The following is a 21,903-nucleotide window of genomic DNA, read 5'->3' on the forward strand; positions in this document are numbered from 1 at the left end:
GTGTTGACCCGAAGGCGGCTGGTGACGGCCCGGTTGCGTCGTCCGGCCGTACCGCGTGTCACCCGTCACGGCAACAGGTGTCCCGACCATCCTCCACTCGGGCAGCCGGACGGCTACGCTCGACGTCTGTACGTCGTTCGGGCGACTTGGGGAGGTAGCGGGATGACGGAGGTACGGCCCACGGCCGCCGCCTCGGCTTCCCTGTGGGAGCGCGACGAGGAAGTCGCCGCCGTCACACGGGCGGTCGACAGCCTGTGCGCGGACCGCTCCTCCACCGGAGGACTGCTGGTCTTCTGCGGCGAGGCCGGACTCGGCAAGACCGCGCTGCTGGCCGAAACCCGCCGCATCGCCGAGGCGCGCGGCTGCACGGTCTGGTCGGCCCGCGGCGGCGAGACGCTCCGGTCGGTCCCCTTCAACGTGGTACGGCAGTTGCTGCAGCCGGCCCTGGTGTCGATGCTGCCGGAGGAGGCCCGCGAGTACCTCGGCGACTGGTACGACATCGCCGGACCCGCCCTCGGCATAGCGGACCCCGGTGACCGGCAGGCCGACCCGCAGGGCGTGTGCGACGGTCTGGTCGCCGCCGTGCGGCGGCTCTCCCAGCGGGACTGGCCGCTGGTCCTGCTGATCGACGACGCCCACTGGGCCGATCAGGAGACCCTGCACTGGCTCGCCGGGCTGGCCGAACGCCTCGACGAGATGTCCGTCCTGGTCGTGGTCGCCCGCCGCCCGGGCGACCTCCCCGGCGCGAGCGCCCGCCACCTCGACGCCGTCGCGGCCGCCGCCGACGGCCCCGTGACCACCCTGAGCGCCCTCACCCCGGACGCCACGGCCGGACTCACCCGCGCCACCCTCGGCCGGCACGCGGACGCCGCGTTCTGCCGCAAGGTCTGGGCCGTCACCGCCGGCAACCCCTACGAGACCGTCGAACTCCTCGCCCGGGTACAGGACAGCGAACTCGAACCGGTCGAGGCCCGGGCCGGGGAACTGCGCGAACTGAACCGCTCGGCCCGGGGCGGCGGCCTCGTCGCCCGCCTGGAGGAACTGGGCATCGACGCCACCCGGTTCGCCTGGGCCGCCGCCATCCTCGGCACCGGCATCTCCGTCGGCCTGGTCGCCAAACTCGCCACCCTCAAGCCCGCGGACGCCCGCCGCTGCGCCGAACTGCTGCGCACCGCCCGCATCCTCACCGCACCGGACCCCGCCACCGGCCGCGGCACCGAGGGCGACCTGGAGTTCGTCCACCCGCTCATCGCCACCGCCGTCTACAACTCCATCCCCGACGCCCTGCGCACCGCCATGCACGGCATCGCCGCCCGCATCGTCACCGACGAGGGCAAGGGCGCGGCGGCCGCCGCCCGGCACCTGCTGGAGGTCCACCCGGACGACGACGAGGAACTGGTCGGGCAGTTGCGCGAGGCCGCCCGCGAGCACCTCGCCGTCGGCGCCCCGGACGCCGCCCGCCGCTGCCTGGAACGGGCCCTGAAGGAACCGCCCCGGCCCGAGTCCCACCCGCACGTGCTCTACGAACTGGCCGAGGCCACCTTCCTCACCGCGCCCGCCCGCACGATCGGCCACCTGCGCACGGCGCTCGCCATGCCCGGTCTCGACGGCGACCAGCGCGTGGACGCCGTCTTCCGGCTCTCCCAGGCGCTCCTGCACAACGACCAGCTGGAGGAGGCGGTCCGCACGGTCGAGGCGGAGGCCTCCCGGCTCGGGCCCGGCCCCGCCCGGATGCGGCTTCAGGCCGTCCAGTTCATGTGGGAGAGCCTCCACGCCGGCGAGGCCAGCTCACCCGGCCGCTCCGAGCGCCTGGCCGACCTCGCGCGCACCTGCACCGGCCGGGACAACTCCGAACGCGCGCTGCTCATCCTGCGCGGCTTCGACGCCCTGATGCACGGCGAGAACGCCGAGGAGGTCGCCGAGCTGTGCGACCGCGCCCTGGTCAACGGCCGCCTGGCCCCGGGACTGGGCTGGACCGACACCGAGTGGGGCATCGAACTGCTGCTGATGCTGGCCAACGCGTACGCCTTCACCGACCGCCTCGACCGCGCCGAGGCCCTGTACAACGAAGCCCTGCGCGCCTACGAGACGGCCGGCTGGAGCGGCGGCCACCTCGCCCTGGCCCACGCCTACGTCGGGCTCGGCCACCGCAGGCGCGGTCGTCTGACGGAGGCCGAGGCGTCCCTGCGCGAGTCGCTGCGCGTCGCCGAGCGCGTCGGCCGCGGCCTGCCCCTGTACTGGTCCGCGACCTGCAACCTCGTCGACACGCTCCTGGCCCGCGGCCGCGTCGAGGAGGCGTGGGACGTCGCCGAGCGGTACGGCTTCGCCCCGCCCTACCCGTCCACGATCGTGCTGCCCGACCCGCGGTCGGTGCGCGGCCGGCTGCTGCTGGCCGTCGGCCGGACCAAGGACGGCATCAACGAACTGGAGGCCGCCGAGAAGGCCGCGGCGGCCCGGGGCCACCACAACCCGGTGCTCGTCCCCTGGGCGACGGACCTCGCCCGCGCCCTGAGCACCGAGGACCCGGCCCGCGCCGCCCGGCTGGCCGTCGACGTCCGCCGCCAGGCCGAGCGCTTCGGCACGGACACCGCCATAGGAGAGGCCCTGCGCTGCGCCGCCGCCCTGGAGACCGGCCAGCGCGCGGTCCGGCTCCTGGCCCGGGCCGTCACCTACCTGGAGGCCTCGCCCTGCCAGTACGAGCACGCGGCGGCCCGGATCGAGTACGGCATCGCGGCCCGTTCGGCGGCCGACCTGCGGCGCGGCCTGGACCTGGCGGTCTCCTGCGGCGCGGACGGACTCGCGGACCGGGCGCGCGCGGAACTGGCGGCGGGCGCCGCCCCCCGGTGAGTCGCGCGCCCCGGTGACCCAGACGCGGGCCAGCTGTCCGTAACCGCCGCCGGCCGGGTCCCGCGGGGTTCGTACGCCGCCTCGTGGACACGGCGCCGTGGCAGGCGCGCCGGCCGGCCCGGGGGTGAGCGGCTGCCGAGCGTACGACCGGCAGGGTCACCCTCCCGTGCCGTCCTCCTCCGCCAGCACCCGCTGGGCCGTCGCGAACGCCGCGTTCGCCGCCGGCACCCCGCAGTACACCGCCGTCTGCAGCAGCACCGCGCCGATCTCCTCGGCCGTGAGGCCGTTGCGGCGGGCCGCCCGGACGTGCATCGCCAGCTCGTCGTGGTGGCCGTGCGCGACCAGCGCGGTCAGGGTGATCATGCTGCGCTCGCGGCGCGACAGCGTCGGATCGGTCCAGATCTCGCCCCAGGCGTAGCGGGAGATGAAGTCCTGGAACCGCGCGGTGAAGGGCGTCTGCCGCTGCTGCGCCCGGTCCACGTGATGGTCGCCGAGCACCTCGCGCCGCACCTCCACGCCCCGCCCGGCGGGCGGCCCGAGGTGGGACCGCAGCGCGGCCAGTACCGCCTGCGGGCACTGCGCGGGCGCCAGGTGCGAGGCTCCCGGGATCTCCACCAGTGCCGCGCCCGGCACGGCGTCGGCGATCTCCCGCAGGTGCGCGGGCGGCGTCGCCGGATCGTCGCGGCCGGCGACCAGCAGGGTCGGCACGCCGATCTCCGGCAGCCGGTCCCGCAGGTCGAACGCGGCGAGGGCGTCACAGCAGGCGGCGTACGCCTCCGGGTCGGCCCGGCGGTGGTCGGCCACCAGCTCCGGCACGGTGAAACCGCCCGTGAACCAGCGCGCGTCGGCGCCGTCCGCCAGTTCGGCCAGCCCGTCGCGCCGCACCCGCGCGGCCCGTTCCTCCCACGGCCCGCGCCCGTTGAAGTGTGCCGACGAGCAGATCACGGCCAGCGAGACCAGCCGTTCGGGGTGGTGCACCGCGAGGTGCAGGCCCACGGCTCCGCCCAGTGACACCCCCGCGTAGGCGAACCGCTCGATGCCGAGCGCGTCGGCGAGCGCCAGCACCAGGCCGGCCAAATCGCCGACGGTGGCGCCCGCCGTGAGGAGCCCAGCCGCCGAACCGCCGTGCCCCGGCAGGTCCCAGCGGACCACGCGATGGGTGGTCGACAGCTCGGGCGCCACCCCGTCCCACAGGGCGTACGAGGTGCCGAGCGAGGGTCCGAGCAGCAGCGGGGGAGCGCAGGCGGGGCCTTCGGCACGGTGATGCAGCAGGGTCAACGTCGCTCCAGCGCACGGTCGGTGAGGGCTCCGGCGGAGCCGGTGTAGTGGGTGGGGTCGAGGTCGGCGCCCGCGAGCTCCGGCGCGTCGGCGAGCGGGCGCCCCCCGGCGGCCAGGCGGGTGAGGAGCTGCCTGGCCCGGGCGCGGCCCAGGACCTCGGCCAGTTCGGCGGACAGCCGCTCGGAGACGATCGCCCCGCCGGTCAGATCCAGGTGGGCACGCATGGCTTCCGGCCTGACCCGCAGCCCCCCGGCCAGCTCGGCGGCGTCCCGGGCGGCCCCGCCGGCCAGCCGCAGCAGGTCCCGCAGTGGTTCCCACTCGGCGTGCCAGGCCCCGGCCGGGCGTTCGTCCTCCGCGGCCATCGACCCGTACAGCGTGGCCGCGAGCTGCGGCGCCCGCCGCGCGGCGGCCACGACGAGGGTGGACCGTACCGGATTCGCCTTGTGCGGCATCGCGGACGAACCACCGCCGCTGCCCTCGGCCACCTCGGCGATCTCGGTGCGCGACAGCGTGAGGACGTCCACGGCCATCTTGCCGAGGGCACCCGCGGTGAAGGCCAGGCACCCGGCCAGGTCCGCGACCGGCGTCCGCAGCGTGTGCCAGGGCAGGTCCGGCGCCCGCAGGCCGAGTTCGCGGGCGTACGCCGCCGGCAGCGCGGCCGGGTCGGCCGCGCCGTACGCGCCGAAGGCCGCCAACGTACCCGCCGCGCCCCCGAGTTGCACCGGCAGCGCGTCCCGCACCGCCCGCACCCGGTCCCGCGCGTCGAGCACCAGCGACCGCCATCCCGCGGCCTTGAGCCCGAACGTGGTCGGCACGGCGTGCTGCGTGAGCGTCCGCCCGGGCAGCGCCGTGTCACGGTGCTCGGCGGCCAGCCGGGCCAGGGCCTCGGCGGTGCGGCCGAGATCGGCCAGGACGAGCTCCAGGGCGCGCGCCGCCACCAGCATGGCCGCGGTGTCCAGGACGTCCTGGCTGGTCGCACCCCGGTGGACGTACGGGCCGTACGGTTCGCCGACGGCCTTGGTGAGATCGGCGACGAGGGGGATGACCGGGTTGCCGCCGGCCCGTGCCCGCACGGCCAGCGACCGGGCGTCGAAGGCGCCGGAGCGCGCCGCCCCGGTCACCGCCGCGGCCGCCTCGGCCGGAGCCAGGCCCAGCGCCGCCTGGGCCCGGGTCAGCGCGGCCTCCGCGTCGAGCAGGGCCCGCAGGTACGCGTCGTCGCCGGTCGCGGCCGCGACCGGCGAGTCGGCCCACCCGGGGGCGAGCAGGCCGGGATCGCCGGAGGGAGATGTCACTGGAACTCCAGGAAGACCGTCTCGCCTTCGCCCTGAAGGCGGATGTCGAAACGGTACGTGCCGTCCGGTTCCCGCGCGGCGATCAGCGTGTCGCGCCGCCCGTCGGGCACCCGGGACAGCAGCGGATCGGCCGCGAGGACGGCGGCGTCGCCCGGCAGGTAGATCCGGGTGTACAGGTGCACCAGGAGTCCGCGCGCGAAGACGCACACGCTGAGGTACGGGGCGTGCCGTCCACGCGCTCCGGGCCGCAGCGTCCGCGCGTACCAGTGGCCGTTCGCGTCGGTCTGGACGCGGCCCCACCCCGTGAACTCCACGCCGTTGCGGCCCAGGAAGCCGCCCGAGGCCGGGTCGCGCCGCATCGAGCCGTCGGCCGTGGGCAGGTCGCCCCGCGGGTGAGGACCCCACAACTCGATCAGCGCGTCCGGCAGCGGCGCGCCCGCGCCGTCGGTGACGTACCCGTGCACGGTGATCGTGTCCGGGTGCCCGGCGGGCGCGATGTCCTCGCCGCCGCGGAACGGCAGGGCGTGGCCGTAGAAGGGCCCGACGGTGTGCGAGGGGGTGGGCAGCACGCTCTTGGGGCGGCTCGTGTCGGTCCTCGTCACGGCAGCTCAGCGCCCCTCTTCGAGCCAGGTGGCTCGCGGGCCGTCCAGCACGATGTCCCAGTGGTAGCCCATCGAGAACTCCGGCACCGACAGGCTGTGGTCGTACGTCGCGACCAGCCGCTGCCGGGCCGCGTCGTCCGTCACCGACTGGATGATCGGGTCGTAGGGGAACAGTGGGTCGCTCGGGAAGTACATCTGCGTCACCAGGCGCTGGGTGAAGGCCGTGCCGAAGAGCGAGAAGTGGATGTGCGCCGGCCGCCAGGCGTTGAGGTGCTGGCGCCACGGGTAGGGGCCGGGCTGGATGGTGGTGAAGTGGTAGCGGCCCTGGTCGTCGGTGAGGGTGCGGCCCACACCGGTGAAGTTCGGGTCCAGCGGGGCGTCGTGCTGCTCGCGCTGATGGACGTAGCGGCCCGCCGCGTTGGCCTGCCAGATCTCCACGAGCTGACCGCGCACCGGGCGGCCGTCCCGGTCGAGCACCCGGCCGGAGACGGTGATGCGCTCACCGATCGGCTCGCCGGTGTGCTGCCGGGTGAGGTCGTTGTCGGTCTCGGTGATGTCCCGTTCACCGAAGGCCGGGGAGCCCAGTTCCACCATCTCCGGGTCCTCGCTCACGTCGATGGTGACCGGCGGCTGCTTGGGGTGGCGGAGTACCGAGGAGCGGTACGGCGCGTAGTCGCGGCGCGGCTGGTGCTCGACGGGGCCTCCGTCGGCGAGCCGCTTGGCGTAGGCGGCGCGTTCGGCCGCGATCTCCTGGTCGATGTCGTGCTGGGTGAGAGTCATGAGGTCCCCTGGAAGGTTCTTTCGGAGGGCCGCCCGAAGGGGCGCGGGGAACGGCGCGACCGGCCGCGGACGGCCCGCGGCCGCGCGGATCGCCGCGTGCGGACCGCGTCGGCGACGTGGACGTCCTTCACGTCAGGCCCTCCGGGACGGTGAGTGCGGCGGAGGTCCGGGCGGCGACGTCGCCGGCGCTCACCCCCGGCGCGGTCTCGGCCAGGACGAGCCCTTCGGCGGTGACGTCGAGGACGCCGAGGTCGGTGATGATCCGGTTCACGCAGCCCTTGCCGGTCAGCGGCAGCGTGCACTCGGGCAGGATCTTGGGCGAGCCGTCCTTCGCGGTGTGCGTCATGACGACCACGACCGTCCGCGCGCCGTGCACCAGGTCCATCGCCCCGCCGATGCCGGTGACCAGCTTGCCGGGCACGGCCCAGTTGGCGAGGTCGCCCCGCTCCGACACCTGCATCGCGCCCAGCACGGCGACGTCGATGTGCCCGCCCCGGATCATCGAGAAGGACAGCGCGGAGTCGAAGAAGGAGGCACCCGGCAGGACCGTCACCGTCTCCTTCCCGGCGTTGATCAGGTCCGGGTCGACGGCGTCCTCGGTGGGATAGGGCCCGGTGCCGAGGATGCCGTTCTCCGATTCGAGGACGACCTCGACGCCCTCGGGCAGGTGGTTGGGGATCAGCGTGGGCAGGCCGATGCCGAGATTGACGTACTGGCCGTCCCGCAGCTCGCGCGCCGCCCGCGCGGCCATCTCCGCACGCGTCCAGGCCATCAGGACCTCACCGTCCGCTGCTCGATCCTCTTGTCCGCCGCCTGCTCCGGGGTGAGCGCCAGCACCCGCTGCACGAAGATGCCCGGCAGGTGCACGGCGTCCGGGTCGATCGCGCCGACCTCCACGAGCTCCTCCACCTCGGCGATCGTCACCCGCCCGGCCATCGCGGCCAGCGGGTTGAAGTTCCGGGCGGACTTGTTGAAGACCAGGTTGCCGTGCCGGTCGCCCCGGGCGGCGCGGACCAGGGCGAAGTCGGTGCGGATGCCGCGCTCCAGCACGTACTCCGTGCCGTCGAACTCGCGGACCTCCTTGGGCGGTGACGCCAGCGCGATGCCGCCCTGCCCGTCGTAGCGCCACGGCAGCCCGCCGTCGGCGACCTGGGTGCCCACCCCGGCGGGCGTGTAGAAGGCGGGGATCCCGGCGCCTCCGGCCCGCAGCCGCTCGGCGAGCGTCCCCTGCGGGATCAGCTCGACCTCCAGCTCCCCGGCGAGGTACTGCCGGGCGAACTCCTTGTTCGCGCCGATGTAGGAGCCCGTCACCCGGGCGATCCGGCCGGCGGCCAGCAGGACGGCGAGCCCGGACTCCATGGCCCCGCAGTTGTTGGAGACCACCGACAGGCCGGACACCTGACGCTCGTACAGCGCCTGGATCAGCACGTTCGGCACCCCGCTGAGCCCGAAACCGCCCACCGCGAGCGACGCGCCGTCCGGCACGTCGGCCACCGCCTCCCGGGCCGTGGCGACCACCTTGTCCATCCGGAAAGCCCCATCTCTTCCGCGCGCACCCGACCCCGTTAGTCAGGGCACTGAGCATTTCGGCGAGCCGGCCCTCACGCTGCCACCGGAACGCGAAGGGCGTCAAGACCTCGAAGTACGGCCCACCGTCCCCCTCGTGGGCGGCAGACGGCTCTGCGGTCGTCGACTATCGTTCAGTGCACCAACGAATCGACCGAGGGGTGCACTATGGCGGCGGCGGACCTCACCACCCACCCCGGGCACCTGGCCCGGCGGCTGCAGCAGGCGCACTACCTGCTGTGGAACACGATGGTCTCGGAGGAGATCACCTCGCCCCAGTACGCGGTCCTCAACACGCTCGTCGACGAGCCCGGCCTGGACCAGCGCACGGTGGGGGAGCGGGTGGGGCTCGACCGGTCCACGGTCGCCGAGGTGGTCAGCCGGCTCAGCCGGCGCGGACTGCTCGACAAGGTCCGCGACCCCCAGGACGGCCGCCGCGCCCTGCTGCGCCTGACGGAGGCGGGGGCGCGCACGCACCGCAGGCTGACCGTGCGCACCGCCCGGATGAACCAGGTCTTCCTCGCCCCGCTCACCGCCGACGAGCGGACGGTGTTCCTCGACCTCATCCGGCGGGTGGCGGACGCGGCCGAGGGCCTGCGCCACCCGGAGGAGCCCCTGGCCGTGCCCCGCTGAGGGCGGCCGGTCAGGAGGCGTTGGCGTACACCACCCAGACCTGGCCCCGCGCGAAGTTCACCGGGAAGCCGTCGCCGTCGGCGAACGCGGTCCCGTCCGTGGCCTTCGCGCGCTTCCAGGCCACGTCCCAGGCCCGTCCGTCGCGCAGCACGGTCGCCTTCCCGGAGCCGACCGTCTCGGTGTACGGCGAGTTGTTGCCGAGGAAGTCCCGGAAGCCGGACTCGCGGACCTTCACGTACTGCACGACGACGGTCGCCGCCGTCATCCGCGCGCCGTCCGCCGTCGTGGCGGGGGCGCCGTCCATGCCGACCAGCCAGCGGTCGCGGGCGTCGGACCAGGTGAAGGTGAAGCGGGCCGCCGGGTAGCGCACGGTCCGCGAGGCCGTCGCCGTGCCGCCGGCCGGGGCGGGGCCGTAGCGGAAGCCGGTGGTCAGGGCCGCCCGGCCCGGGGCCTCGGGGGCGAGCCGCCCGGGCCGCACGTAGAGGTTGTGCGGGGCGGTCCGGTCACTGCCGCGGTAGAACGCCCCGGGGGCGTCGGACGGGGTCACCGCCCGCAGCGGCGCACGGTCGATCAGCGGCAGGAGCTTCCTCTGCGCGCCGGAGAACACCAGCGTGGGCCGGTGGAACTGGCGCAGCAGCTCCAGGTCGGACTCGCGGGCGCTGCGCACCGGGCCGACGGCCTCCGGCAGCCGCGTCGCGTACACCGCCATCAGCCGGCTCAGACCGCCCTCGACCTGCTCCACGTACACCACGTCCGCGGCGTCGACGCCCGTGTGCGGACGGGCGGAGCCGGCGTTGTCGAGCTTGACGGCGAGCGCGGAGGGCCCGGCCGCCGACGGCGAGGTCCCCCGCTGCGAGGCGCTGGAGGACCCCCGCCCGTCGTCGGGGGTGGCGCCCCCGCCGGTGCATCCCGACGCCAGGGCGGCCGTCACCGTGACGGCCAGCAGCGTCGCCGTCGTCGTGGCGCGCCGTCCGCGCGCCCCTCGTCCCATGCCCACCGTCGCCACCGCGCCCCTGTCGTCGATGTGTCTCGATTGTGCGCTTATCTGACCATCTACGGCCAGACCTGATCCTTGTTGACGGGCTGGTGTCCGCTCCCGTCCGTCGATCGGCGCAAAGGTTCAGCGCGGGGCGCCCGGGTACCCGGACCCCGCCGACCGACCGACGCGCACGCCGACGGAGGGAGCGCGCAGCGATGAGGGCAGTGACCTGGCAGGGCAAACGGGACGTGCGGGTGGAGAACGTGCCCGATCCGAGCATCCGGGAACCCACGGACGCGATCATCCGCATCACCTCCAGCGGTCTGTGCGGATCCGACCTGCACCTGTACGAGGTGCTCACGCCGTTCATGACCCCGGGCGACATCCTCGGCCACGAACCGATGGGCATCGTCGAGGAGGTCGGCGCGGGCGTCCCGGACCTCCAGGTCGGGGACCGGGTCGTCGTCCCGTTCCAGATCGCCTGCGGCACCTGCTGGATGTGCCTGACCGGCCTGCCCACCCAGTGCGAGACCACCCAGGTGCACGGCGAGGGCATGGGCGCCGCCCTGTTCGGCTACACCCGCCTGTACGGCGCGGTGCCGGGCGCCCAGGCCGAGTACCTGCGCGTGCCGCAGGCCCAGTTCGGCCCGATCAAGGTCCCCGAGGGCCCGCCCGACGACCGCTTCGTCTACCTCTCCGACGTGCTGCCCACCGCCTGGCAGGCCGTCGCCTACGCCGACGTCCCGCAGGGCGGCAGCATCGCCGTGCTCGGCCTCGGACCCATCGGCGACATGGCCTGCCGGGTCGCCCAGGTGAAGGGCGCCGGGCGGGTGTTCGGCGTCGACCTCGTCCCGGAGCGGCTGGCCCGGGCCCGCGCGCGGGGCGTGGAGACCTACGACCTGCGGTCCTTCGACAACGAGAAGGAACTCGTCGCCGCGATCCGCGACGAGACCGACGGCCGCGGCCCCGACGCCGTGATCGACGCGGTCGGCACCGAGGCCCACGGCAGCGCGGCGGCCCGTCTGATGCAGAACACCGCCGCGGTGCTGCCGCGCAAGCTGAGCGGCCCGATGTCCGAGCGCTTCAGCGTCGACCGGCTCGCCGCGCTCTACACGGCCATCGACCTGGTACGCCGCGGCGGCACCATCTCGCTCTCCGGCGTCTACGGCGGCATGGCCGACCCGATGCCGATGCTCACGCTGTTCGACAAGCAGGTGCAGATGCGGATGGGCCAGGCCAACGTCCGCCGCTGGACCGACGAGATCATCCCGTACCTGACCGACGAGGACCCCCTCGGCGTGGACGACTTCGCCACCCACCGGGTGCCGCTGTCCCAGGCGCCGCAGGCGTACGAGATGTTCCAGCGCAAGCAGGACGGCGCGGTCAAGGTCCTCATGCAGCCCTGAGCGGCCCCGACCGCCGCGGGGCCCGTCGTCAGGCGCCGAGGATCTCCGCCAGGTCGTAGCGGACCGGCTCCTCCAGCTGCGCGTACGTGCAACTGGAGGGGATCCGGTCCGGGCGCCAGCGGCGGAAGCGGGCCGTGTGCCGGAAGCGCTGCCCGTTCTCCATGTGGTCGTACGCCACCTCGGCCACCCGCTCCGGCCTGAGCGGCACCCACGACAGGTCCTTCCGGCCCGACCAGCGGCTCGGTGCCCCCGGCAGCCGCGCCGACTCGTGGGCGGCCTCCTCCGACCAGGCCGCCCAGGGGTGCCCGGAGACGTCGTCCATGCGCAGCGGCTCCAGCTCCTCGACCAGCTCCGCCCGCCGCCTCATCGTGAAGGCGGCGGACACGCCCACGTGCTGCAGCGTGCCCCGGTCGTCGTACAGGCCGAGCAGGAGGGAGCCCACGACGGGGCCGCTCTTGTGCAGCCGGTACCCGGCCACGACGACGTCCGCCGTCCGCTCGTGCTTGATCTTGAACATGGCCCGTTCGTCCGGACGGTAGCGCCCCGTGGGCGGCTTGGCGACGACCCCGTCCAGACCCGCCCCCTCGTACTGCTCGAACCACTGCCGCGCCACGTCGATGTCCGTGGTCGCCGGCGCGAGGTGCACCGGCGCCGTCACCCCGGACAGCGCCTCACTCAGCCGCTCGCGCCGCTCGGTCAGCGGGGCGTTCATCAGCGACTCGTCCCCGAGCGCCAGCAGGTCGAACACGACGAGCGAGGCCGGTGTCCGCTCGGCCAGGGTCCGTACCCGTGAGTCCGCCGGGTGGATCCGCTCCGTCAGCGCGTCGAAGTCCAGGTGCCCCTCGCGCGCGATCACGATCTCCCCGTCCACCACGCACCGCTCGGGCAGCCGCTCCCGCGCGGCCCCCACGAGCTCGGGGAAGTACCTGGTCAACGGCTTGCCGTTCCGGCTCCCGAGCTCCACCTCGTCCCCGTCGCGGAACACGATCGCCCGGAAGCCGTCCCACTTCGCCTCGTAGTGCATGCCCGCGGGGATCGCCGCCACGGACTTGGCGAGCATCGGCAGGACAGGGGGCATCACCGGCAGATCCATGGCTCGATTCTGCGCCCCTACGGTCCGGTGCGCCCGATATGCGAGGTGCGCGGGCTACGCCTACCGTGACGGACATGGGTGACGCGGTGGAACTGGAGGTGGACGGCCGGACCGTGCGGCTGTCCAGCCCGGACAAGGTCTTCTTCCCGGAGCGCGGTTTCACCAAGCTGGACCTCGCCCGCTACTACATCGCCGTCGGCCCCGGCATCCTGCGCGCCCTGCGCGACCGGCCGACCACCCTGGAGCGCTACCCCGAGGGCGTGGCCGGTGAGAACTTCTTCCAGAAGCGGGCGCCGAAGAACATGCCCGACTGGATCCCGACCGCGCACATCACCTTCCCCAGCGGCCGCAGCGCCGACGAGATGTGCCCCACCGAGGTCGGCGCGGTGGTGTGGGCCGCCCAGTTCGGCACGCTCACCTTCCACCCCTGGCCGGTCCGCCGCGACGACGTCGACCGCCCCGACGAACTGCGCATCGACCTCGACCCGCAGCCCGGCACCGACTACGACGACGCCGCCCGCGCCGCCCACGAACTACGGGCCGTGCTGGACGAGTTCGGCGGACTGCGCGGCTTCCCCAAGACCTCGGGCGGCCGGGGCCTGCACGTGTTCGTGCCCATCGAGCCGCGCTGGACCTTCACCCAGGTCCGGCGCGCCGCCATCGCCGTCGGCCGGGAGATGGAGCGGCGGATGCCGGAGCGGGTCACCATCAAGTGGTGGAAGGAGGAGCGCGGCGAGCGCATCTTCCTCGACTACAACCAGACGGCCCGCGACCGCACCATCGCCTCCGCCTACTCGGTACGGCCCCGCCCGCACGCCCCCGTCTCCGCGCCCCTGCGCTGGGAGGAGGTCGGGGTCGCGCACCCGCGGGACTTCGACCTCGCGACCATGCCCGCGCGCTTCGCCGAACTGGGCGATGTGCACGCGGACATGGACGACCATCGCTATTCCCTGGAAGCCCTGCTCGACCTCGCCCGCCGCGACGAGCACGACCACGGTCTTGGCGACCTGCCGTACCCGCCCGAGTATCCGAAGATGCCGGGGGAGCCCAGACGGGTACAGCCGAGCAGGGCCCGCAAACAGGCGCCTCCTACAACTCCTTGATCCGGATGTCGCGGAACGAGACCACGTCCGTCGTGCCGTGCACCTGGAGCCCGATGTAGCCGGAGGCGAAGCGCCGCCCGTCCGTGCCCGGGTCGTCCGAGCGCGGGGGAGTGAACTCCTGGCCGCCGGTGTTGTCGAACTCGTTGATCAGCACGCCGTTGCGGAAGACCGAGTAGTGCTGGCCCTCCACCCGGATCTCGTAGTCGTTCCAGGTGCCCTTCTGCGTCACGCCCGCACCGGCCAGGCCCACGCGGTCGAAACCGTAGATCGAGCCCGTCTTGTACATGTCGCCGTCGGGCCGGTCGAGCACCTGCACCTCGTGCCCGTACTTGATGGCGACCCACTCGGGCCGGGACTCCTCGGGGTGGTCGTGGACCCACGGGAAGCGGACGAAGACGCCCGAGTTGGCGTTGCCCGTGCCGGGCGCGTCGTCACGCCACTGGAGCTTCAGCGAGAAGTCGCCGTACTTGCGCTGCGGGAACCACAGCATGCCCATGCCCGGCGTCGTGGTGCTGGAGGTGATCGTCCCGTCCGGGTTCAGCCCGAACGAACCGCCGCCCACGTGCTGCCACTTGGCCAGGGACTCCGCGCTGCCGTCGAAGATCGCCCGGTAGCCCTCGGTCTGCCCCGGCCTGCCGATGCCCGACTGGCGGGCGGCCTTGCGGACGGCGTTGTACTCGCGCTGGTCGATCACGCCTTCCTTCAGCAGGGCGTCCAGGACGGACGTGACGTGCTTGAGGAACAGCGCGTGGGACGTCCACTCCTTCTCGTCCTCGATCAGCTCGCCGATCCGGCACCGGTTGTCGGTCACCCGGTTGCGCACCCCTGAGTCGACCGTGCCGACGAACACCGTCAGCCGCTCGTCGTACTCCGGGCAGTCGGGCGCCGGCACCCCGCCGGAGACGACCGTGAAGGTCACCGTGCGGGCCGCCGAGGTGTTGCCGGCCTTGTCGGTCGCCCGGTACGCCACGGTGTGCGCACCGGCCCGGTCCACCACCACCGGCGCCGAGTAGGCCAGGTACGGCCCGCCGTCGAGCGAGTACTCGATCCGCTCGACGCCCGAACCGTGCGCGTCGGTCGCCGTGACGGTCACCCGGGCGCTGTTGACGTACGCCCCGTCGGAGTTCCTCGTGCCCTCCACGGTCACGCCCGTCACCGGCGGGGTGGTGTCCTGCGGCGGCGCCGCGGCGACCGTGAACCGCACGTTCTTCTCCGCCGCCACGTTGCCCGCCTTGTCGGTGGCGCGGTAGCGGATGGTGTGCTCGCCCACCTGGTGCACCATCACGGGCGCGGTGTACGGCTGCCAGGCACCGGAGCCGATCGCGTACTCGATCGTGTTGACCCCGGAGCCGGTGTCGGACGCGGAGACGGTGACCGTCGCCATGTCGATGTACGCCCCGTCCGCGTTCCGCTCGCCGGTCACCGTCGCCGAGGTCTCCGGCGCGGTGGTGTCGTCCGACTGCGGTGCCACGACCGTGAACCGGGTGCTCTTCTCGGCGGAGACGTTGCCCGCCTTGTCGAACGCCCGGTAGCGGACCGTGTGGTCACCGACCTGGTCGACCACCACGGGCGTGGTATAGGGCTGCCAGGCACCCGCGTCGCCGAGCGCGTACTCGATCCGGTCCAGACCCGAGCCGCCCTCGTCGGTGGCGTGCAGCGCCACGCTCGCGGAGCCGACGTACTGGCCCTGCGTGTTCTGCGTGCCGCTGACGTGCGCCGACGCCTCGGGCGCCGTGGTGTCCTCACCCGTGCCCTCGGTCACCGTGAGGATGCCCTGCATCTGGCCGTGGCCGGGGATGGTGCAGTGGTAGAAGTACCGGCCCGGCGTGAGCGTGACCTGGGCGGTGTGCTTGCCGCCCTGGGCGTCGTTCGGGTTGGCCAGGATGTTGAGCTGCACGTCGCTGTTGAACTCGGGGTCGCTGGTCACGAACGTCAGCGTGTGCGGCATGCCCGTGGTGTTGCCGGTGGCCGCGCTGTTCTCGAAGACGATGGTGGCCTGGCCGGCGACCGCCGTCTTCGGCGCCGACAGGTACTTGTCGATGTCGTTGCCGGCCGTCCAGGTGAGCACCTGTTCGGCGGCCGGCGCCTGTGCCTGCCCGGCGGCGGGCATCGCCTGCACGCCGAGCATCACGAGCAGGGCGGCCAGCAGGGCGGCCCAGATTCTTCGGTGCGCCAGATGCCGTGTCACTCGGTCCCCCTCGCCAGCTGACCGGCGGCCGGGGTCGGCCCGCCGCCCTTGTAGACGACCCGCCACAGGGCCGACTTGGAGTCCGAGGTGAAGAAGCCGCGGCCGTAGTCGAGGACGTACAGCGCGCCGTCGGGGCCGAACTTCCAGTCCATCAGGTTCCTGATGCCGTCGTTGCCGATCGGCACGATCTTCTTCAGCGACTCCGCGTGCACCGGCAGACCGCCGTCTCCTTGCGTCTTCGGGTCCATCAGCACCGCGTGGCGCGGCTGGTCGGCGTCGTAGAAGTCGCCGACGAACCACTTGCCGTCCCAGTAGGCCGGCCACTTGACGGTGCTGTCGGCCGCGACCGCGTCGGACCGGTACACCGGCCCGTTCATGGCCGCCTGGCCGCCGCCCTTGAGCCAGGGCAGCTTGTACGTGGCCTCCTCCGGCTTGTAGGAGGGGACCCCGTTCGCGTTCCGCGGGTAGTCCGGCGCGCCGCCCGAGGGCGAGTACCAGATGTTGTTGCCGGTCACCGGCGGCAGGTTGACCAGGCCGTCGTTGTTCGGCGACTCGTTCTTCGGGTGGTCGCAGTCGTACCAGCCCAGCGGCTTGGACGGGTCCGGCAGGTTGCGGTCCCGGTAGGGCTGCTTGTTGCCCATGCAGTACGGCCAGCCGCGGTTGCCCGCCTTCGTGATGGCGGCGAACGTGTCGTACTTGGCCGGGCCCCAGGTCGTCGAGGGCGAGCCCGCGTCCGGTCCGACCCAGCCCGCGTAGAGCACGTCGGTCGACTTGTCGACGAAGATGCGCGCCGGGTTGCGCACGCCCATCACATAGATCTCGCCGCGCGTCTTGCCGCCGCCCTCGTCGGTCTCCTTGCCCGTGAAGAGGTTGCCCTCGGGCAGCGTGTACGTGCCGTCCGGCTCCGGGTGGATGCGCAGGATCTTGCCGTTGAGGTTGTTGGTGTTGCCGGCCGTGCGACGCGCGTCCGCGAACGAGACGCCCTTGTAGTTCGGTTCGGGGTTGTTGCCCGAGTAACCGCCGCTGAAGCCGCTGGAGTTGTTGTCCCCGGTGGCGATGTACAGGTTGCCCTTGGAGTCCCAGGCCATCCCGCCGCCCGCGTGGCAGCAACTGTGGATCTGCACCGGCCACTTCAGCAGGACCTTCTCACTGGCGAGGTCCAGCTTGTCGGTGGCCTGGTCGAGCGTGAACCGGGAGACCCGCCGCTCCGCCATGCGCGTCTCGCGGTTGATCCGCTCGTGCGGCGTGTAGTGCAGGTACACCCACCCGTTCCGGGCGAACTCCGGGTCGAGTTCGATGCCGAGCAGGCCCTCCTCGACCTTGACCAGTTCGTCGCCGCCGCCCTTGTTGCCGAAGACGGTCAGCGCGCCGGCCAGGGTGACCTGTTTGGTCTTCGGGTCGTAGACGTGGATCTCGCCCTTGCCCTTGCCGATGTCGGGGTTGTTCCAGTCGGTGATCACCGGCTGCGAGGAGTCGGCTCCGCCCCGGCCGATGTAGAAGACCCGGCCGTCGGGCGCGGTGACCAGCCCGTGCGGCTCACCGATCTGGTCGTTCCGCCCCGGCTGGTTGGGCTTGGTCAGCCGCTCCGCCGCGTAGTTGGCGTTGATGGCCGCCTTGCAGTCGGCCTGCTCCAGCCGCGTCGTCCACATGAGCGCGCCGCGCAGGTGGGCCCGGAAGTCGGTCTCGTCGTACGACGACACCGTGCCGCCCATGCCCGTGTAGAAGGAACGGCCGCCGTCGTAGTCCCGGCACCAGCTGACCGGGTGGTCCCAGCCGTTGGCGCCCGCGCCCGGCTGGTACGTCGACTCCCGCACCCGGGCCACGGTGTGGACCTCGCCCGACGGGTTCTTCACCCAGTTCAGCCACCTGTCCGGGCGCTTCCACTGCACCGGCAGGTCCTTGGTCGCCGGGTGCCGGCGGTCGCCGACCTCCACGGTCGCCCGCTGCACGGCCGTGGGGCTCGACGCGGCAGGACGGGCCCCGACCAGACCGGTGAACCAGTCCGAGTACGGCTCCGCCCGCGCCGCGTCGTGGATGCCGAGGAACCCGCCGCCGGCCTCCATGTACGCCTCCAGGCCCGCCTCCTGCTCCGGGTCCAGGACGTCGCCACCGCCGGTCAGGAACACGACCGCGTTGAAGCGGCCGAGCCGCGTGCCGTCGGTGAACACCGAGGCGTCGCCCGTCGCCTGCACCTTGAAGCGGCGGTTCGCCGGGCCGGTCAGCCCGATGTCCTCGATGGCCTCGATCGCGGCGTTCACGACCGGGGACTCCTCCCCGGCGGCGGAACCGTGGAAGACCAGCACCCGCACGTTCGCGCCACCCGGCGGCGACTTGATCGACATCGTTGTCAGGGATGGATCCGGATAGGGACGCGCACTCGCGGCGGGGCCCGACAGCAACCCGGCGGTCACGGCACCGGCGGCCAAGGAGGCCGCCCAGACGCGTCTTCTCTTGCTCAGCCCTCGTAAGTGCATGGGCACCTCCTCGGTCGCGGCAACACCGCCAAGGAAGCTAAACCCCTTTGCCCATCCCGCCAATACCTATGACCGGGATGGCACCAACTTTGTCTTGAGTGTGGATAAACGGGAGCGCGGCCGGTACCGTCTCACCGGTTCATCACAGGTACGCCTCCGTGAAAGCCTTACCAGGGTGGGGAGTTCCGCATGGACAGACGCAGCTTCAACCGGCGCGTGCTGCTGGGCGGCGCGGCCGTCGCGACATCGTTGTCCGTGGCGCCGGAGGCCATCAGCGCCGACGGGCCGGCCAAGACGGCACCCGCCGGGGGCGAGGTGAAGCGCATCAGGATGTACGCCGAGAAGCTGGCGGACGGTCAGATGGGCTACGGCCTGGAGAAGGGCAAGGCCACCGTCCCCGGCCCGCTGATCGAACTCAACGAAGGGGACACCCTGCACGTCGAGTTCGAGAACACCATGGACGTGCCGGTCAGCCTGCACGTGCACGGACTGGACTACGAGATCACCAGCGACGGCACGAAGATGAACCGCAGTCACGTCGAGCCGGGCGGCACCCGCACCTACACCTGGCGCACCCACGCCCCGGGCCGCCGCAAGGACGGCACCTGGCGGGCGGGCAGCGCGGGCTACTGGCACTACCACGACCACGTCGTCGGCACCGACCACGGCACCGTGGGGCTGCAGAAGGGCCTGTTCGGGGCGGTCATCGTGCGCCGCAAGGGCGACGTGCTGCCGGACCGCACGCACACGGTCGTCTTCAACGACATGCGCATCAACAACAAGGCGCCGCACTCCGGGCCGAACTTCGAGGCCACGGTGGGGGACCGGGTCGAGTTCGTCGTGATCACGCACGGCGAGTTCTACCACACGTTCCACATGCACGGTCACCGCTGGGCGGACAACCGCACCGGCATGCTGACCGGCCCCGACGACCCGAGCCAGGTCATCGACAACAAGATCACCGGCCCGGCCGACTCCTTCGGCTTCCAGGTGATCGCGGGGGAGGGGGTCGGCGCCGGCGCCTGGATGTACCACTGCCACGTGCAGAGCCACTCCGACATGGGGATGGTGGGACTGTTCCTGGTGAAGAAGCCGGACGGGACCATCCCCGGCTACGAACCGCACGAGCACGGTGACGGGTCGCACCAGCACGGGCGGGAACCGGCGGACGGCGGACACCACCACTGACGGGCGCGTGACGGCTCCCCGGCGGAGACGAGAGCGCTCTCACCCGATGGCGGGCCCGGGGCTATCCTGATCCGCAGCCGCAGGTGAGGAGCCCCGAAGTGACCGACACAGCGCCGCGTCCCACCCTGGAGGCCGTGGCCGCCCGGGCCGGTGTCTCACGGGCCACCGTCTCCCGTGTGGTCAACGGCGGGGACGGCGTGCGCGCCAACCTCGTCGAGCGGGTCCGCAAGGCCGTGGAAGAACTCGGCTACGTGCCCAACCAGGCCGCCCGCTCCCTGGTGACCCGGCGCCATGACGCGGTCGCCGTCGTCGTCGCGGAACCGGAGAGCCGCGTCTTCGCCGACCCGTTCTTCGCGCTCCAGCTGCGCGGCATCAGCAAGGAGCTCACGGCCCACGACAACCAGCTCGTGCTGCTCCTGACGGAGGGCCGGGACGACCACGCCAGAGTCGGCCGTTATCTCGCCGGCGGGCACGTCGACGGGGCGCTCGTGTTCTCCCTGCACCTCGACGACCCGCTGCCGGAGCTGATCCAGCGGGCCGGTGTCCCCACCGTCTTCGGCGGGCGGCCCGGCTGGAGCGGCGGCGACCGCCGCGACGTGGTCTACGTCGACAGCGACAACCGCGGCGGCGCGCGCGACGCCGTCCGCCACCTGGCCGGCCTCGGCCGCACCCGGATCGCGCACCTCACCGGCGCCCTGGACCAGACCTCGGCGGTGGACCGGCTGGACGGCTACCGGGACGTCATGGCGGACGCCGACCCGCGGCTGATCGCCGAGGCGGACTTCACCCCGGCCGGGGGCGAGCGGGCGATGCGCGAACTCCTCGACCGCTGCCCCGACGTGGACGCGGTGTTCGCCGCGAACGACCTCATGGCCTCCGGCGCCCTGCGCGTCCTGCGCGAGTCCGGCCGCCGCGTGCCGGACGACGTGGCCGTCATCGGCTTCGACGACATGCAGCCCGTCGCCGAGCAGACCGACCCGCCCCTGACGACGGTCCGCCAGGACATCGAGGAGATGGGCCGCCTGATGGCCCGCCTCCTGCTGCGCGGACTGGACCGCGGCCACCGCGGCGAGGACGTCACCGGCACGCCCTCCAGCGTCGTCCTGCCGACGACGCTGGTGCGGCGCGGATCGGCCTAGGAGGCGCGGCGCGGCCCGGGCGGCGGGGACCGGCCTAGGCCTGCGGGTCCCGGCTCTGCGGCGGCTCGCTGCGGATCACCGCGAAGCGGGCGCCGTACGGGTCGGTGAGCTTGGCGACGCGGCCGACGCCCGGCACGTCCGTGGCGGGGACGCGCACGGTGCCGCCGCGCTCCTGGGCGACCGCGGCGACGGTGTCCGGGTCGGCGACCTCGAAGTACGGCAGCCAGTGGGGCGCGTGCTCGGCCGGGTCGTCGGCGAGGGGCACGACTGAGCCGAACATGGCTTGCTCGCCCTCCCCGGCGGGGCCGAACGTGGTGTAGGTGCCGCCGGAGAAGTCGACACCGTACGTCTCCAGGCCGAGCACGGAGTGGTAGAAGGCGGCCGCGGCCGGGACGTCCGCCGTGTACAGCTCGACCCAGCACAGCGAGCCGGGTTCCCCGACGACGTCCAGGCCCCGGGTCCGTCCCGGCTGCCACAGGCCGAAGGGCACCCCGGCCCGGTCGGCGAGGATCGCCATCCGCCCCAGGTCCTGGACGTCCATGGGCCGCAGCAGCACCGAGCCGCGCGCCTGCCGGGCCGCCTCGGCCGTGGCGTCCGCGTCCGGCGCCTGGAAGTACACCGTCCAGGAGGGCGGCCCCTGCTCCGGCGTGGTCCGCATGCCCCCGGCGACTGCCCGGTCGCCGAGCCGGAAGAGGCCGTACCCGCCGGCCTCGGGCCCGCCCGGCTGGAACCGCCAGCCGAACAGGGCTTCGTAGAAGGCCGTCGCGCCGTCGCGGTCGGGAGTGCCGAGATCGATCCAGTTCGGAGCGCCGGTGACATACCGGGTGGTGAGCATCCTCGCCCTCCTCGCACAGGGGCCCGTTCGTCCGCTCTGCCGAGTCTCGCACCGCGGGCGGGCGGGCGCCGCGCCGCCGCGCGGCCGGACGCCTGCCGGCCGGTTCCGCGCGCCGCCGTGCGCCGGCGCGTCCGGTGGACGACGATCGACCACGGCCCCGGGCCCGTGCATGACGTGTTGATCCCGCGTTGATCGAACGTTTTGCACCGGCCGGGACGCTTCTGGTCATGCACATCGACACGATCACCTCGCCCGAACTCGCGTGGCAGCGGGAAGCGTTGTGCGCGCAGACCGGGGCGGACTTCTTCTTCCCCGAGCCCGGCAGTTCGGTGCGGGAGGCGAAGCGGATCTGCGGCCTGTGCCCGATCCGCACGGCCTGCCTGGAGTACGCGCTGGAGCACGACGAGCGCTTCGGCGTCTGGGGCGGCATGTCGGAGAAGGAGCGGCTCCAGCTGCGCCGGGCGTCGCGGTAGCCGCACCGGCCGGTGCCTCGCCCCGGT

At 73.2% G+C, this 21,903-nt stretch carries 18 protein-coding genes; 7 read left to right on the forward strand and 11 right to left on the reverse strand.

The features are described from left to right. The first annotated feature begins 162 nt into the window (after window positions 1–162). Entirely contained in the window at window positions 163–2,847 is a 2,685-nt protein-coding gene (locus AC07DA_RS17735) for an ATP-binding protein (protein ID WP_479129079.1), read from the forward strand. Window positions 2,848–3,003: 156 nt separating this feature from the next. Here the strand turns inward: AC07DA_RS17735 and pcaDC are convergent, their stop codons facing one another. From pcaDC to AC07DA_RS17765, 6 genes are all read right to left on the reverse strand, one after another. Then, complete coding sequence (gene pcaDC, locus AC07DA_RS17740) at window positions 3,004–4,125, reverse strand: bifunctional 3-oxoadipate enol-lactonase/4-carboxymuconolactone decarboxylase PcaDC (RefSeq protein ID WP_479129080.1); 1,122 nt, start codon at window positions 4,123–4,125, stop codon at window positions 3,004–3,006. Continuing rightward, a complete protein-coding gene (pcaB, locus tag AC07DA_RS17745) occupies window positions 4,122–5,417 on the reverse strand; it encodes a 3-carboxy-cis,cis-muconate cycloisomerase (protein WP_479129081.1) in 1,296 nt (431 codons plus the stop codon). Before pcaB ends, pcaDC begins: the two co-directional genes overlap by 4 nt. Then, the gene (gene pcaG, locus AC07DA_RS17750) at window positions 5,414–6,019 is read right to left on the reverse strand and encodes a protocatechuate 3,4-dioxygenase subunit alpha (protein ID WP_479129082.1); all 606 of its coding nucleotides are present in this window, start codon (window positions 6,017–6,019) and stop codon (window positions 5,414–5,416) included. Before pcaG ends, pcaB begins: the two co-directional genes overlap by 4 nt. 6 nt (window positions 6,020–6,025) lie before the next feature. After that, window positions 6,026–6,799, reverse strand: a complete 774-nt coding sequence (pcaH, locus tag AC07DA_RS17755; RefSeq protein WP_479129083.1) for a protocatechuate 3,4-dioxygenase subunit beta — start codon at window positions 6,797–6,799, stop codon at window positions 6,026–6,028. Between the two features lie 127 nt (window positions 6,800–6,926). After that, window positions 6,927–7,571, reverse strand: coding sequence for a 3-oxoacid CoA-transferase subunit B (locus AC07DA_RS17760; protein ID WP_479129084.1), 645 nt, complete (start codon window positions 7,569–7,571; stop codon window positions 6,927–6,929). Then, on the reverse strand, window positions 7,571–8,326 hold the full coding sequence (locus AC07DA_RS17765; RefSeq protein WP_479129085.1) for a CoA transferase subunit A: 756 nt from the start codon (window positions 8,324–8,326) through the stop codon (window positions 7,571–7,573). The genes AC07DA_RS17760 and AC07DA_RS17765 overlap by 1 nt, the downstream gene beginning before the upstream one ends. Before the next feature lie 207 nt (window positions 8,327–8,533). Here AC07DA_RS17765 and AC07DA_RS17770 point away from each other — a divergent pair, with 207 nt between their 5' ends. After that, window positions 8,534–8,998: a MarR family winged helix-turn-helix transcriptional regulator gene (locus AC07DA_RS17770; protein WP_479129086.1), complete on the forward strand. Its 465-nt coding sequence runs from the start codon at window positions 8,534–8,536 to the stop codon at window positions 8,996–8,998. Window positions 8,999–9,008: 10 nt separating this feature from the next. Here the strand turns inward: AC07DA_RS17770 and AC07DA_RS17775 are convergent, their stop codons facing one another. Further along, the gene (locus tag AC07DA_RS17775; RefSeq protein ID WP_479129087.1) at window positions 9,009–9,989 is read right to left on the reverse strand and encodes a DUF3048 domain-containing protein; all 981 of its coding nucleotides are present in this window, start codon (window positions 9,987–9,989) and stop codon (window positions 9,009–9,011) included. A gap of 203 nt (window positions 9,990–10,192) precedes the next feature. On the opposite strand from AC07DA_RS17775, the gene AC07DA_RS17780 reads away from it, so the two are divergent. Further along, complete coding sequence (locus AC07DA_RS17780) at window positions 10,193–11,383, forward strand: zinc-dependent alcohol dehydrogenase (RefSeq protein ID WP_479129088.1); 1,191 nt, start codon at window positions 10,193–10,195, stop codon at window positions 11,381–11,383. 28 nt (window positions 11,384–11,411) lie between these two features. On the opposite strand, the gene AC07DA_RS17785 is transcribed toward AC07DA_RS17780, so the two are convergent. Next, complete coding sequence (locus tag AC07DA_RS17785; RefSeq protein ID WP_479129089.1) at window positions 11,412–12,476, reverse strand: ATP-dependent DNA ligase; 1,065 nt, start codon at window positions 12,474–12,476, stop codon at window positions 11,412–11,414. Between the two features lie 74 nt (window positions 12,477–12,550). Between AC07DA_RS17785 and ligD the strand changes: the two genes are divergently transcribed. Further along, window positions 12,551–13,579 (forward strand): non-homologous end-joining DNA ligase, encoded by a 1,029-nt coding sequence (gene ligD / locus AC07DA_RS17790; RefSeq protein WP_479129090.1) that lies wholly within the window; start codon window positions 12,551–12,553, stop codon window positions 13,577–13,579. Here the strand turns inward: ligD and AC07DA_RS17795 are convergent. Both AC07DA_RS17795 and AC07DA_RS17800 read right to left on the reverse strand, forming a co-directional pair. Beyond that, window positions 13,566–15,707, reverse strand: coding sequence for an OmpL47-type beta-barrel domain-containing protein (locus tag AC07DA_RS17795; RefSeq protein WP_479129220.1), 2,142 nt, complete (start codon window positions 15,705–15,707; stop codon window positions 13,566–13,568). The two genes, ligD and AC07DA_RS17795, sit on opposite strands and share 14 nt — an antisense overlap. 56 nt (window positions 15,708–15,763) lie before the next feature. Further along, complete coding sequence (locus AC07DA_RS17800; RefSeq protein WP_479129091.1) at window positions 15,764–18,241, reverse strand: ThuA domain-containing protein; 2,478 nt, start codon at window positions 18,239–18,241, stop codon at window positions 15,764–15,766. Window positions 18,242–18,430: 189 nt separating this feature from the next. Here AC07DA_RS17800 and AC07DA_RS17805 point away from each other — a divergent pair, with 189 nt between their 5' ends. After that, the gene (locus AC07DA_RS17805; RefSeq protein WP_479129092.1) at window positions 18,431–19,429 is read left to right on the forward strand and encodes a multicopper oxidase domain-containing protein; all 999 of its coding nucleotides are present in this window, start codon (window positions 18,431–18,433) and stop codon (window positions 19,427–19,429) included. 98 nt (window positions 19,430–19,527) lie between these two features. Beyond that, window positions 19,528–20,568 carry a LacI family DNA-binding transcriptional regulator gene (locus AC07DA_RS17810; protein ID WP_479129093.1) on the forward strand — a complete coding sequence of 347 codons (1,041 nt, stop codon included), beginning with the start codon at window positions 19,528–19,530 and terminating at the stop codon, window positions 20,566–20,568. A 34-nt stretch (window positions 20,569–20,602) separates the two neighbouring features. On the opposite strand, the gene AC07DA_RS17815 is transcribed toward AC07DA_RS17810, so the two are convergent. Beyond that, the gene (locus AC07DA_RS17815; protein ID WP_479129094.1) at window positions 20,603–21,403 is read right to left on the reverse strand and encodes a VOC family protein; all 801 of its coding nucleotides are present in this window, start codon (window positions 21,401–21,403) and stop codon (window positions 20,603–20,605) included. Between the two features lie 227 nt (window positions 21,404–21,630). Here AC07DA_RS17815 and AC07DA_RS17820 point away from each other — a divergent pair, with 227 nt between their 5' ends. Continuing rightward, the gene (locus AC07DA_RS17820; protein WP_479129095.1) at window positions 21,631–21,876 is read left to right on the forward strand and encodes a WhiB family transcriptional regulator; all 246 of its coding nucleotides are present in this window, start codon (window positions 21,631–21,633) and stop codon (window positions 21,874–21,876) included. The last annotated feature ends 27 nt before the right edge of the window (window positions 21,877–21,903 follow it).

The sequence above is a fragment of the Streptomyces sp. NPDC044921 genome (genome assembly GCF_056432865.1).